We start from the raw sequence: 13,607 nt of genomic DNA on the forward strand, positions 1-13,607 counted from the left end.
GTGTGCGAGTGTGGCGCCGGTCGCTAGAGGCGCCCCCCCCCCCCCCGAGGGGCGCGCCCCCCCCCCCCCCGGGGGCCTCGGGGGCCCGTCAGTTCTGGCGGCGGCTGCGTGCGCAGCGCGCCGCCCTGGTCGCGGCGGCCGTTGTGGCGCTGCTCGTCCTGATCGCGCTCGCCGCACCGCTGCTCACGGCGATCGAGGGCCAGGACCCCACCACCTACCACCCCTCGCTGGTGGACTCCGCGCGCGGCGGCGTCCCCGTCGGCCCGCTCGGCGGCATCGGCGCCGACCACTGGCTCGGCGTCGAACCCCAGACCGGCCGCGACCTGTTCGCACGCCTCGTCTACGGCGCCAGGGTCTCCCTCGGCGTCGCGCTCGCCGCGACCGTGGTGCAGGTCCTCATCGCCGTCCTCGTCGGCGTCTCGGCGGCCCTCGGGAACCGATGGGTCGATCAAGTGCTGAGCCGGATCACCGAGATCATCGTCGCGCTGCCGCTGATGATCATGTCGTTGGCGCTGCTGGCCGTCGTGCCCGGCAGTTTCCCGCGACCCGTCCTGGTCGCCCTCGTCATCGGGCTGATCGCCTGGGGCACGCTCGCGAAGATCGTGCGCGCGCAGACGCTCACCCTCAAGCAGCTCGACTACGTCGCCGCCGCCCGGCTCAGCGGCTGGGGCACCTGGCGGATCGCCCGCCGCGACCTGCTGCCGGGCCTCGCCGCCCCGCTCATCACCTACTCCGCGCTCCTCGTGCCGATGAACATCGGCGTCGAGGCCGCCCTGTCCTTCCTCGGCGTCGGCGTGAAGCCGCCGACTCCGTCCTGGGGACAGATGCTGACCTCCGCCGACGTCTGGTACCAGGCGGCGCCCCAGTACCTGCTGCTGCCCGCGGGCGCGCTCTTCCTCACCGTCCTGGCCCTGACCGTCCTCGGCGACGGCGTGCGCACGGCCCTCGACCCCCGCGCGGCCTCCCGCCTGCGCGTCGGCACGGGCCGCAAGGGAGAGGCCAGGGCCGAGGCGAACGGGACCACGCGGGCCGGCGGCGACGCGACCGTGCCCCGACAGGACACGTCCGGCACGGATCTGCCGCCCGCCGACGCGTCCGGCACGGAGCTGCCCCCGGCCGGCGCGCCTGGCGCGGATCTGCCGCTGGGCGACGCGCCCGGCGTGGATCTGCCTCTGGCCGGCGCGTCAAGCGCCGATCTGACCCGGTCCGACGCCCCCGGCGCGGATCTGACCCGGTCCGACGCCCCCGGCGCGGATCGGTCCCGGTCCGGTGTGCCCGCCGACGGGACGAAGGAGGCCACGGCATGAACGGCTTCACCGGGTTCGTCCTGCGCCGGACCCTCGCCACCGCGGTCACCCTCCTCGCCATCTCGGTGATTGTCTACGTCGTCTTCTACGCGACACCGGGCAACGTCGCCCAGATCACCTGCGGCCCGCGCTGCTCACCCCTCCAAGTGCACCAGGTCGCCCAGCAGTTGCACCTCGACGACCCGCTGTACGTGCGCTACTGGCACTTCCTCGAAGGCATCCTCGCCGGCCAGGACTACTCGACCGGCACCTCGGTCCAGCACTGCCCGGCGCCCTGCCTCGGGCTGTCCTACCGGACGGACCAGCAGGTCACCCGGCTGATCCTGACGAAGCTGCCGGTCAGCCTGTCGCTGGTGTTCGGCGCCATGGTCGTATGGCTCGTGCTCGGTGTCGGCACCGGCGTGCTCTCCGCCTGGCGGCGCGGCCGGCTCAGCGAGCGGGTGCTCACCGGGCTCACCCTCGCCGGCACGGCGACGCCCGTCTTCGTCATCGGTCTGATCCTGATGATCGTCGTCTGCGGCCAGCTCGAACTGCTGCCCTTCCCGCAGTACGTGAACTTCTCCGACGACCCCGAACAGTGGGCGTGGAACCTGGTGCTCCCCTGGCTCTCGCTCGCCCTCGTCGAAGCCGCCGCGTTCGCCCGGCTGACCAGGGCCTCGATGCTGGAGACGCTGGCCGAGGACCACATCCGGACCTTCCGCGCGTACGGCGTGGGGGAGCGGTCGATCATCGGGCGGCACGCCGTCCGGGGAGCGCTCGCCTCGATCATCGCGCTGAACGCCAACACCTTCGGGTCTGCGGTCGGCGGCGCGGTGCTCACCGAGACGCTCTTCGGACTGCCCGGCATCGGCCAGGAACTGGTGCACGCGGTGAACGTCGTCGACCTTCCCGTGGTCGTCGGCATGGTCCTGGTCATCGGCTTCTTCGTGGTCATCGCCAACGCCGTCGCGGACGTGCTCTACGCGGTGGCCGACCGACGGGTGGTGCTGGCATGAGCGACTCTTCCCCGACCCTGTCCACGGTCGATCAGGCGGGGGCGGACTCCTCTCCCCGCTCCTCCGCGGACTCCGCCCCGGCCGCTTCCGCCGCCCCGCTGGTCGAAGTGCGCGACCTCGTCGTCGACTTCGGGGGTCTGCGCGCCGTCGACGGGATCTCCTTCCGGCTGGAGAAGGGCGCCGCTCTCGGCCTGGTCGGCGAGTCCGGCTCGGGCAAGTCCACCGTGGCGTCGGCCCTGCTGGCCCTGCACCGGGGCACCGGAGCGCGCGTCGACGGCACGGTCCGTGTGGCCGGCGTCGACGTCCAGCGGGCGTCCGACGACGAACTGCGCGGGCTGCGCGGCGGGAAGGCGGCCATGGTCTTCCAGGACCCGCTGTCCTCCCTCGACCCGTACTACGCGGTCGGCGACCAGATCGCCGAGGTGTACCGGGTGCACGCCAAGGCGTCCCGGCGGGCGGCACGCGCGCGTACGGTGCGTGTGCTGGACCGCGTCGGCATCCCCGACGCGGCCCGCCGGTCCCGCTCGCGCCCGCACGAGTTCAGCGGCGGTATGCGCCAGCGCGCCCTCATCGCCATGGCGCTGGCCTGCGAACCCGAGCTCCTGATCGCCGACGAGCCCACCACGGCGCTCGACGTGACCGTCCAGGCGCAGATCCTCGACCTCCTGCACACCCTGCGCCACGAGACCGGGACAGGACTGCTGCTGGTCACCCATGACGTCGGGGTCGCGGCCGAGAGCGTCGACGAGATCCTGGTCATGCGGCACGGACGCGCGGTCGAGCACGGGCCGGTGCGTGACGTCCTCGGCGCGCCCCGGGAGCCGTACACCCGCGAACTCCTCGGCGCCGTCCCGCGCGTGGACACACCCCGGGCCGCCGACGTCGTCCGGCCGAAGGACATCGGCGGACCGGACGACGTCATTGGGCCGGACGCGGTCACCGGGCCGGACGCGGTCACCGGGCCGGGCGACGTCGTCCTCGAAGCGGCCGGGCTCCGGCGGGAGTTCGGGCGCGGGAAGCGGAGGTTCACGGCCGTCGACGACGTGTCGCTGAGCGTCCGCCGGGGCGAGACCCTCGGCATCGTCGGTGAGAGCGGCAGCGGGAAGACGACCCTGGGAAGGATGCTGGTCGGGCTCCTGGAACCCACCGCCGGCGTGGTCCGTCACGAAGGGCGCGAACAGTCCGGCGTCCGCCCCTCGGTGCAGATGGTCTTCCAGGACCCGGTGTCGTCCCTCAACCCCCGGCGCAGCGTGGGCGAGTCCATCGCCGACCCGTTGCGGGCGCGCGGAGACCGGGACGAGGGGCGTGTCCGAGGGCGCGTACGGGAACTGCTGGAGCGCGTGGGGCTCGACGGATCGCACTACGACCGCTACCCGCACGAGTTCAGCGGCGGACAGCGTCAGCGTGTGGGCATCGCACGGGCACTGGCCGCGGAACCGCACGTCATCGTGTGCGACGAACCGGTCTCCGCGCTCGACGTCACCACACAGGCCCAGGTGGTCGCCCTGCTCGGTGAGCTGCAGCGGGAGCTCGGGCTCGCGTTGGTGTTCGTGGCGCACGACCTCGCGGTCGTACGCCAGGTCAGCGACCATGTGGCGGTGATGCGGCGCGGCCGGATCGTCGAGCACGGTCCCGCCGACGAGGTCTACGAGAGTCCCCGCGACCCGTACACCCGGCAGCTGCTGGCCGCCGTACCGGCGCTCGACCCGGAGATCGCGGCACGGCGCCGCGCGGAGCGCGAGGAACTGTCCCCGGCGTGATCCACACGCCCGGGGTCCGCGGGAACGTGCCCGCGTGAACGCGTAGCGCTACGAAACGCGACCTGCGCGGGAAAGTTACGACCGTTCACCCCTTTTGGTGGTGCGATGGACAACCGTCCGTCGCACCACCGCCTTGTCCGCATACCTTCGTCCCGCTGCGAGCCGCCGGGTCAACGACGGCTCCTCATACGGGAGATCGGGGGTGTGCTCGTGCGCATCGGACTGCTTACGGAGGGTGGCTATCCGTATGTGAGCGGTGACGCCGGACTCTGGTGCGACCGGCTCGTGCGCGGGCTCGGGCAGCACGAGTTCGACCTCTACGCGCTCAGCCGCACCGAGCGCCAGGAGGACCAGGGCTGGGTCCGGCTGCCGCCCCAGGTCGGCCGCGTCCGCACGGCACCGCTGTGGACGACGCACGACGACGGCGTGGTGTACGGGCGCCGGGTCCGGCGCCGGTTCGCCGAGACGTACGGCGAGCTGGTGGCCGCGGTGTGCGGGGGACCCCGAGACGCGAGCACCGAAGCCCCCGGGGACCCGGCGGCTCACGCCGCCGCCGAGGCGGACCGTTTCGCCAGCGCCCTGTACGGGCTGGCCGAACTCGCCCGGGACGAGGGCGGGCTGGCCGGCGCCCTGCGCTCCGAGGACGCGGTGCGCGTCCTCGAACAGGCCTGTCGCGCACCCGGCGCACTCCGTACGGCCCGCACCGCGCGCGTCCCCGACCTGCTCACCGTCGCCGCGCACGTCGAGCGCACGCTGCGCCCCCTCTCGCTGGACTGGTACGCGGACGACGCGCTCGGCTCGGCGGACCTCTGCCACGCCGCGGCCGGCGGGGCGGCGGCACTGCCCGGCCTCCTCGCCCGGCACTTCCTCGGCGTCCCGCTGCTGGTCACCGAGTACGGCGTGCACCTGCGGGCGCACTACCTGGCCGCCGCGACGCTCGAAGAGGGCCCCGTGGTCCGGGCGCTGCTCGCCGCGTTCCACGGCCGACTGGCCACCGAGGTCTACCGCGCGGCCGCGCTCATCACGCCCGGCAACGCGCATGCCCGTCGCTGGCAGGAGCGTTGCGGCGCCGACCGCGCCAAACTGCGCACCGTCCACCCCGGCATGGAGGCCGCGCGCTTCGCGGACGTCGGGGAGGGAGTGCGGGGCAGCCGCTCCGCGGACCCCGGGACGCTGGTCTGGGTCGGCCGCATCGAACCGGCCAAGGACCTGATCTCCCTGCTGCACTCCTTCGCCGAGATCCGCAAGGCCGAGCCGGGGACCCGGCTCCGGATCGTCGGCGCCCCCGCGGAGGACGCGGACGCCGCCACCTATCTGACCCACTGCAAGGCGCTGGCCGCGCAGCTCTTCCCCGACGAGGCGGAGGGCGTGCACGCCGTCGGCGACAACCCCGTCTCCTTCGAGGAGATCGGGGGCCCCGAGATCCCGAGCCTCGCGGAGGCCTACGCCTGCGGCGCCGTGGTCGTCCTGTCCAGCGTCGTCGAGGGCTTCCCGGTGAGCCTCGTCGAGGCCATGCTCTGCGGCCGGGCCACCGTCTCCACGGACGTGGGCGCGGTCGTCGAGGTCATCGGCGGTACGGGTCTGGGGGTTCCGCCGCGCAATCCGCGGGCGCTCGCGGAGGCGTGCGTCGCACTGCTGCGCGACCCCGAGCGCCGTGAGCGGCTCGGCGCGGCCGCCCGCGCACGTGCCCTCGAACTCTTCACCGTCGAGCAGAACATCACGGCATTTCACGGCATTTACCTGGAGATCGTCTCGCACTCCCCGGTGCGCCGGGTCGTCGTGGACGACGAGGGGGAGCCGCTGCCCTTCAGCGTCCCCGCCGAGGCCCATGTGCCCGGCTGCTGGACCGAGACCCGCTTCACGACCGAACGCCGGCCGCGCTGGGCGGAGGGGGCACCGGTCCGAGCCACCGTGCCCCCTCCGGTACCCGTTTCCGTCGGGGAGGGCGCGTGACCATCGACAGCGCGGGACGCGGCACCGCCGCCCCCCTCCGCGACGGCGATTCCGCCCGTGACGGCCTGCACGGCACGCACGGGCCCGCCGGGCGCCGCGGCGCGGTGGACCCCGTGAAGGCGCTCATGCACCGGCATCGCGAGCTGTGCGAGCGCGCGGTGGACCCGCTGGAGATCGCGGCGGGTCTGGAGGCGCACGGGGTCACCGACCGGACCGCCGCACGTCTGCGGCACCGGGACGTCTTCTCGCTCGCCGAGGAGATGTACGCCCGCGCGGCCCGCGACGGGGAGGCGGCCCCCCGCACCGGCACACCTGGACCCTCCGGCCCGCGCTCCTCCTGGGCGGCGCTCGCCCTCGTGCCAGGCACCCTCGGCGCGGCCGTCGTCGTCGGACTGCGGCTCACCGAGGGGCAACCGCGTCTGGCCGTCGCCGCGTTCGGCGCCCTGGTCATCGCCTCGGGCCCGTACCTCGCCTTCCGGCGCGGCCCCCTGAGCACCCCGCACCGCACGACGGGCGCCGCACGGGCGTGGACCTGCTGGCTCGTCGCGTACGCCCTCGTCGGAGACGGACTGCTGAGCGCCGCCCGGGACGGCGGCCCGCACGGATCCTGGCCCCTGGCCACCGCACCCGTGCTGGCCCTCTGCCTGGCCTGCGCCCCGGCGGCCTGGTGCGCCCACCTCTTCGCCGACCGCGCCCGCCGCCGGCTCAGCGCGAGCCGCGGCCTGGAGGAGTTCGCCGCCTCCGTACGCCCCCTGCTCCTCGGGGCACTCGCCCTGTTCATGTCCGCGCTGTGCGGGCTGCTCGCCCTCTGCGGGACGGCACTGGACGAGCCCCCCGCCTTCGCCGGAGCCGGTGCCCTCGGCGCGCTGCTCCTCCTCGCGCGGCTGCTCACGGCACGCGGCTTCTCCCACGTCCCGGGCCGCGCGCTCGCCGGCGCGGGTGCGGTGGAGGCCACCGCCCTCGCCTCGGTCTTCGCCGCGCGGCTGCCCGGCTGCTCGTTCCTGGCCGCCCCCGTCGACGGCCTGGTCGACGCGGCGGGCGCCGGGACCGTGCCGGCCCTGGCCTGCGGGGCGGGCGCCCTCGTCCTCCTCGTCCAGGCGACCCGCACGCTCACCCGTGCCTCGGCCCACGCCCAGCCCTCCCCGCCGCCGTGAGCCCTCCCCGGACCCGGGCAGCCTCGCGGCTTCCGGGATCCGGGCCCCCTACTCCCGCGGGGCCGACACCGCGGGCCCTCTCCCCGACCTACGGCATCACCTTGAAGGAGACAGCCAGATGATCACCTCCCGAACCGGAGAATCCGCCCCGGGAGCCGCCCGATGAGGGTCCTGCTGATCGGAGCCAATGGCTACCTCGGCCGATTCGTCGCCGACAGACTGCTCGCCGACCCGGCCGTACAGCTCACCGCGCTCGGCCGGGGCGACGACGCCGACGTACGGTTCGACCTCGCCTCGGGCAGCCCCGGCGCACTCACCCGCTTCCTGGACGCGGTGCATCCCGGAGTCGTCATCAACTGCGCGGGCGCCACCCGCGGCGGCGCCCGCGAACTGACCCGGCACAACACCGTCGCCGTCGCCACCGTGTGCGAGGCCCTGCGCCGCAGCGGTTGCGGGGCCCGGCTGGTTCAGATCGGCTGCGGAGCCGAGTACGGGCCCAGCCAGCCCGGCTCCTCCACCGCGGAGGACGCCGTGCCGCGCCCGGGCGGGCCGTACGGAGTGAGCAAACTCGCCGCTACGGAACTCGTCCTCGGCTCCGGCCTGGACGCCGTGGTGCTTCGTGTCTTCTCCCCCGCAGGACCCGGCACGCCCGCCGGATCCCCGCTCGGCCGGCTGGCCGAAGCCCTGCGCCGCGCCATGCAGGCCAGCGACGGCGAACTCAAGCTCGGCGGCCTCGGTGTCCAGCGCGACTTCATCGACGTCCGCGATGTCGCCCGCGCCGTCCACGCCGCCTCCCTGTCCGCCGCGCAAGGCGTGATCAACATCGGCTCGGGCCGCGCCGTGCGTCTCCGCGACGCCGCCGCCGTCCTCGCGCGCGTCGCCGGCTACAGCGGCAGCCTGCACGAACTCGACGGCCCGTCCGGCCCGTCCATGAGGCCGTCCATCGGCCACCCCCGCCCCGAACCCGACCACGTGGCCCCGGTGTCGTACCCCTACCCGGACGGCTGCGGGAGCTGGCAGCAGGCCGACGTGCGCACCGCGCGCGACCGGCTCGGCTGGCGGCCCCGGATCAACCTCGAGGAATCCCTGGCCGACATCTGGATGGAGGCGGCATGTCGTATCTGACCAGGACCGCGACCGGCAGCGCGAGCACCGGCCTCGGACTCGGCTTCGGCGTCCCCGGCTATGCGCACCCCCTCGTCGCTCCCCAGGAATGGGACGAACTCACCCGCCCCGGCACCCCCTTGCACTGGGTCGTCCTGAACGTGGACGACGGCCCCGGCGAGCGGCCCGACCCACGCTGTCTGGAGGCCACGGGACGGCTGCGCAACGCGGGGGTCCGGGTACTGGGACTCCTCGACGCCGCCCATGGAGTACGCCCCTTCGGCGAACTGATCGCCGACGCGCGCCGCCATCTCGACTGGTACCAGGCCGACGGATTCATCCTCGACCGCTGCCCCACCGAACGCGCCGCGCTGCCCGACACCCGCCGGACGGCCGACGAACTGCGCCGGCTGAGGGACGGCGCCCACATCGTGTTCGGCCACGGCACCCACCCGCACCCGGGCTATGCCGAGAGCGCCGACCAACTCGTCACCTTCTCGGGCCCCTGGACCGACTACCGCTGGTCGCAGGTCGCCGAGTGGACCGCCGACTATCCCGCCGAGCGCTTCTGCCACATCGTGCACGGCGTGCCGCGGGGCCATCTGGAGGAGGCACTGCGCATCGCCCGCTGGCAGGGCGCCTCGACGATCTACTTCACCGACCGCTCCGATCACGGCGGAACGGCCGACCCCTGGGAGGCGATGCCCGGCTACTGGGACGAGATCGTCTCGCGGATCGGAACGGGTGTCTCGGAATGAAGAAGGGCGTGGCAGTGTTACGGGGAGAACAACCGTAGTGATAGACCGACCAACGGAGTCCCCGTGTCGCTGCCACCCCTGGTCGAGCCAGCCTCTGAGCTCACCGTAGACGAGGTCCGCAGGTACTCCCGCCACCTGATCATCCCCGATGTGGGCATGGACGGGCAGAAGCGGCTGAAGAACGCCAAGGTGCTCTGTGTGGGCGCCGGCGGCCTCGGATCGCCGGCGCTGATGTACCTGGCCGCGGCGGGCGTCGGCACGCTCGGCATCGTGGAGTTCGACGAGGTCGACGAGTCGAACCTGCAGCGCCAGATCATCCACAGCCAGGCGGACATCGGCCGTTCCAAGGCCGCGTCCGCGCGCGATTCCGTACTGGGCATCAACCCGTACGTGAACGTGGTCCTTCACGAAGAGCGGCTCGAGGCCGAGAACGTGATGGACATCTTCAGCCAGTACGACCTGATCGTCGACGGCACCGACAACTTCGCGACCCGGTACCTCGTCAACGACGCCTGCGTGCTGCTCAACAAGCCGTACGTGTGGGGCTCGATCTACCGCTTCGACGGCCAGGCCTCCGTCTTCTGGTCCGAGCACGGCCCCTGCTACCGCTGCCTCTACCCGGAGCCCCCGCCGCCGGGCATGGTCCCCTCCTGCGCCGAGGGCGGCGTCCTCGGCGTGCTGTGCGCGTCCATCGGCTCCATCCAGGTCAACGAAGCGATCAAGCTGCTCGCCGGCATCGGTGAGCCGCTCCTGGGCCGCCTGATGATCTACGACGCCCTGGAGATGCAGTACCGCCAGGTCAAGGTCCGCAAGGACCCGAACTGCGCGGTCTGCGGCGAGAACCCCACCGTCACCGAGCTCATCGACTACGAGGCCTTCTGCGGCGTCGTGTCCGAGGAGGCCCAGGAGGCGGCCGCCGGCTCGACGATCACTCCCAAGCAGCTCAAGGAGTGGATCGACGACGGCGAGAACATCGAGATCATCGACGTCCGCGAGGTCAACGAGTACGAGATCGTCTCGATCCCCGGCGCCAAGCTGATCCCGAAGAACGAGTTCCTCATGGGCACCGCCCTGGAGACCCTGCCGCAGGACAAGAAGATCGTCCTGCACTGCAAGACGGGTGTCCGCAGTGCGGAGGTCCTCGCCGTCCTGAAGTCCGCCGGTTTCTCCGACGCGGTGCACGTCGGCGGCGGCGTGATCGGCTGGGTCAACCAGATCGAGCCCGAGAAGCCGGTGTACTGACCGGCGGACCGGCCCGCTCTTTCGGCGGCGGGGGTTTCGCGGACCGGGTGTCCGTGAGTCCCCCGCCGTCGTCATGAGCAGACCTTGCCGTCCTTCGGCACCGTTCCGTTCTGCAGATAGCTGTTCACGGTCGAGTCGACACACTCGCTCCCGCTCCCGTAGGCGCCATGGCCCTCGCCCTTCCAGGTGAGCTCCACGCCGACGTCCTTGCCGAGCTCGTCCGCCATCCTGCGCGCGCCCTCGTACGGTGTCGCGGGGTCCCCGGTGTTGCCGACGATCAGCACGGGTGCGGCTCCCGGCGCGCTGACCTCGGGACTGTCGTACTGTCCGGCCACCGGCCAGTCGTGACACCAGCCCGCCGTGTCCCAGCCCATGAAGTCCCCGAAGACGGGCGATATCTTCTCGAACTCGGGCAGCCGCTTCTTCGTCTCCTCGGGAGTCGGCCGCTCCTTGTCGTCCAAGCACGATATGACCCGCTGGGAATGGGTCGTCGTGCCGTAGTGCCCCGAGGCGTCGCGGTCGTTGTAGTCGTCGGCGAGTGCCAGCAGGGCCGAACCGTCCCCGCCCTCGGCGTCCTTCAGAGCCTTCGTCAGACGCGGCCAGCCCGCCTTGCTGTAGAGCGGCAGCACGATGCCGGTGAGAGCCGACGTCTGGCCGAGCTCGCGCCCGCCGGAAGTGGGCAGCGGGTTCGCGTCGATCCGCTGCAGCAGGTTTGCGATCTTCCGGGAGCCCTGCTTCGGGTCCTGCCCGGTGGACTTGAGGTAGTCGTCCAGGGCGCGCTGGAAGCCCAGCGTCTGGTTCTTGGCGTGGCCCACGGTGTCGGCGCTCGGGTCGACGACCGCGTCCAGCACCAGGCGTCCCACGTTCTTCGGGAACAAGTGGGCGTACACGCCGCCCAGTTCGGTCCCGTACGAGATACCGAAGTAGTGCATCCGGCGGTCGCCCAGGACCTGGCGCATCAGGTCCATGTCGCGGGCCGTGTCCGTCGTCGAGACATGGGACAGCAGCCTTCCCGCGGCCTTCGCGCAGCCCTTTCCGAAGTCCTCGGCGTCCTTGAGGTACGCCGCTTCCTCGGCCGCGTCGTCCGGTGTCGCGTCCACCGACTCGGAGGCCTGGATCGCCTTGTCCCCGCGGCACCGCACCCCTTCGCTTGCGGCCACCCCGCGCGGGTCCCAGCTCACCAGGTCGTAGCGCTCGTGCAGCGGGCCGACGACGGTCTCGTACCACGGCATCGTGGAGACGCCCGAGCCGCCGGGGCCGCCGAAGTTGAACAGGAGTGAGCCGATGCGCTTGCTCCGGTCACCGGTCGCCTTGGAGCGGATGAGCGCCAGACCGATCGTCTCGCCGCCCGGCTTCGCGTAGTCCAGCGGCGCCTTGAGCGTGGCGCACTGCCAGCCGCTCCCGGGCGCGGGTGAGTCCGAAGTGCCTTTGCAGCGGCCCCAGTCGAGCCTCTGCGAGACGAGAGAGGAGGGCAGCCCCGGCGACCCGCCGGAGGGCGGTGCGGTGGTCGGCGCGTTGTCGCCGTTCTTCCCCTCCTCCTTGCTGTCGGTCGACGAGCCCCCGCCGCAGCCGGCCAGCAGCAACGTGGCGGCGGCAGCGGCCGTCCACCGTGCGAAACGTGTCATGAGTGTCCCCCTCGCCTGTGGTCCGCACGAGTTCGCGGATCACATGCAGGCCATAGTAGGCGGCGGCCGCCGTTCGCCGTCGAGGCCTGTGGATAACGCTCTGACCTGCGGTTTTCTAGGAACAGACGGTGCCGGTCCGTGGCACGGTGCCCTGCAGCAGATAGCCGTTCACCGCGCCCTGCACGCACTTGTTCTTGCTGTCGTACGCCCCGTGCCCCTGGCCCTGGTACGTCAGCTCCACCCCGACGCCCTTGCCGAGCGCCTTCACCATCGCCCGGGCGCCCTCGTACGGTGTCGCGGGGTCGCCGGTGTTTCCGACCACGAGGATCGGTGCCGCGCCGGGGGCGCTGACGTCCGGGTGCTCGGCGGCTCCCGGCACGGCCCAGTCGGTGCAACTGACCATGCCCCAGGCGAGATAGTCGCCGAACAGCGGCGAGGCGGCCCGGAACTCCGGAACCTTCGAGTTCACATGGTCCGCGGTGTAACGCGGCTTGTCGTCGGCGCAGTTGATGGAGATGTTCGCCGGGGTGATGTTGCTGTACTGGCCGTTCTCGCTGCGTCCGTTCATCGAGTCCGACAGCAGCATCAGCACCTTGCCGTCGCCGTCGTAGGCCTGCTCGAGCCCCTCCGTCAGGTATTCCCAGAAGTCCTTGGAGTACAGCGACTGCGCGATGCCGCTGGTCGCGGCGGTCTGGGTGAGCCGGCGCGGGAAGACACCGGGAATCGGCTTGGTGTCGAGGTCCTTCAGCAGCCGGGCGATACGGTCCTTGACGTCCTGCGGGGTGTCGCCGATGGGGCAGTCCTCGACCTTCGAGGTGCAGTCCTTCGCGAAGTTGTCCAGCGCGAGCTGGAAGCCCTTGGCCTGGCCGAGGGAGCTCTGTTCCACGTTCTGGGTGGGGTCGACGACCCCGTCGAAGACGGCTCGGCCCACGTTCTTGGGGAACAAGTGGGCGTAGACGCCGCCCAGTTCGGTGCCGTACGAGATGCCGAAGTAGTGCAGCTTGTCGTCGCCGAGCACCTGGCGCATCAGATCCATGTCGCGAGCGGCGTCCGTCGTGCGCACGTGGGGGAGGACCTTCCCGGAGTTCTTCTCGCACGCCGCGTTGAACGACTTCGTGTTCCGCAGGAGCGCCTGCTGCTCGGCGGTGTCCTCCGGAGTGGCGTCCTGCTGGAAGAACTTGTCGAGCTGCTGGTCGTTCTCGCACTTCACGCCGGCGCTGCGACCGACACCGCGCGGGTCGAAGCTCACCAGGTCGTAGCGGGTGCGCAGGGCGGCGTAGTCCTCTCCGAAGGCGGGCAGAGTGGCGACGCCCGAGCCGCCGGGGCCGCCGAAGTTGAAGACGAGCGAGCCGATGCGCTTGCCGGGGTCACCGCTCGCCTTCGCCCGGATCAGCGCGATCCCGATCGTGTCGCCCTTGGGGTCGGACCAGTCGAGGGGCACCTTCAAGGTGGCGCACTGCCACTCCGCGCCACCCGGCAGCGGCGAGGGGGCGGTGCCGCCACCCTGGGCCTCGGACGGTGCCGGGCACGCCTTCCAGTCCAGCTTCTGCGCCGTCAGGTCCTCGTCCTTGGAGTCGTCGCCGCAGCCGGACACCCACGAGGTCAGCAGGACGACGGCGACGGCCGCGACGACGGCGCGCGGCGGGGACGGGTTCGGCATGCTTCCCATCCTGCGGGCGGGCGGGGCGGGGCGCTCGGGGCACGAGCCG

9 protein-coding genes and 1 pseudogene are annotated in these 13,607 nt (G+C 72.4%); 8 read left to right on the plus strand and 2 right to left on the minus strand.

Translation table 11 applies throughout. From position 1 onward, the window contains the following. Positions 1–8 precede the first annotated feature (8 nt). The 8 genes and pseudogenes from ACFXGX_RS15435 to moeZ form a co-directional block, all read left to right on the plus strand. Positions 9–1,043 (plus strand): annotated as a pseudogene (locus ACFXGX_RS15435) (ABC transporter permease); the annotation flags it as partial. A 260-nt stretch (positions 1,044–1,303) separates the two neighbouring features. Then, positions 1,304–2,302: an ABC transporter permease gene (locus tag ACFXGX_RS15440; RefSeq protein ID WP_384790275.1), complete on the plus strand. Its 999-nt coding sequence runs from the start codon at positions 1,304–1,306 to the stop codon at positions 2,300–2,302. Further along, positions 2,299–4,062, plus strand: coding sequence for a dipeptide ABC transporter ATP-binding protein (locus ACFXGX_RS15445; protein WP_384790278.1), 1,764 nt, complete (start codon positions 2,299–2,301; stop codon positions 4,060–4,062). The genes ACFXGX_RS15440 and ACFXGX_RS15445 overlap by 4 nt, the downstream gene beginning before the upstream one ends. 210 nt (positions 4,063–4,272) lie before the next feature. Continuing rightward, positions 4,273–6,015, plus strand: coding sequence for a DUF3492 domain-containing protein (locus ACFXGX_RS15450; protein WP_384790281.1), 1,743 nt, complete (start codon positions 4,273–4,275; stop codon positions 6,013–6,015). Continuing rightward, the gene (locus ACFXGX_RS15455) at positions 6,012–7,169 is read left to right on the plus strand and encodes a hypothetical protein (protein WP_384790284.1); all 1,158 of its coding nucleotides are present in this window, start codon (positions 6,012–6,014) and stop codon (positions 7,167–7,169) included. Before ACFXGX_RS15450 ends, ACFXGX_RS15455 begins: the two co-directional genes overlap by 4 nt. A 162-nt stretch (positions 7,170–7,331) precedes the next feature. After that, positions 7,332–8,294, plus strand: a complete 963-nt coding sequence (locus ACFXGX_RS15460) for an NAD-dependent epimerase/dehydratase family protein (RefSeq protein WP_384790287.1) — start codon at positions 7,332–7,334, stop codon at positions 8,292–8,294. Then, positions 8,282–9,031 (plus strand): spherulation-specific family 4 protein, encoded by a 750-nt coding sequence (locus tag ACFXGX_RS15465; RefSeq protein ID WP_384790290.1) that lies wholly within the window; start codon positions 8,282–8,284, stop codon positions 9,029–9,031. Before ACFXGX_RS15460 ends, ACFXGX_RS15465 begins: the two co-directional genes overlap by 13 nt. Before the next feature lie 63 nt (positions 9,032–9,094). Next, on the plus strand, positions 9,095–10,273 hold the full coding sequence (moeZ, locus tag ACFXGX_RS15470) for an adenylyltransferase/sulfurtransferase MoeZ (RefSeq protein ID WP_384790293.1): 1,179 nt from the start codon (positions 9,095–9,097) through the stop codon (positions 10,271–10,273). 71 nt (positions 10,274–10,344) lie between these two features. Here moeZ and ACFXGX_RS15475 read toward each other — a convergent pair whose 3' ends face one another. Together ACFXGX_RS15475 and ACFXGX_RS15480 are read right to left on the minus strand one after the other, a co-directional pair. Further along, positions 10,345–11,898, minus strand: a complete 1,554-nt coding sequence (locus tag ACFXGX_RS15475) for an alpha/beta hydrolase (RefSeq protein ID WP_384790296.1) — start codon at positions 11,896–11,898, stop codon at positions 10,345–10,347. Between the two features lie 115 nt (positions 11,899–12,013). Beyond that, on the minus strand, positions 12,014–13,558 hold the full coding sequence (locus ACFXGX_RS15480) for an alpha/beta hydrolase (RefSeq protein ID WP_384790299.1): 1,545 nt from the start codon (positions 13,556–13,558) through the stop codon (positions 12,014–12,016). Positions 13,559–13,607: the final 49 nt, after the last annotated feature.

The sequence above is a fragment of the Streptomyces sp. NPDC059371 genome, from assembly GCF_042751995.1.
GTDB lineage: Bacteria > Actinomycetota > Actinomycetes > Streptomycetales > Streptomycetaceae > Streptomyces.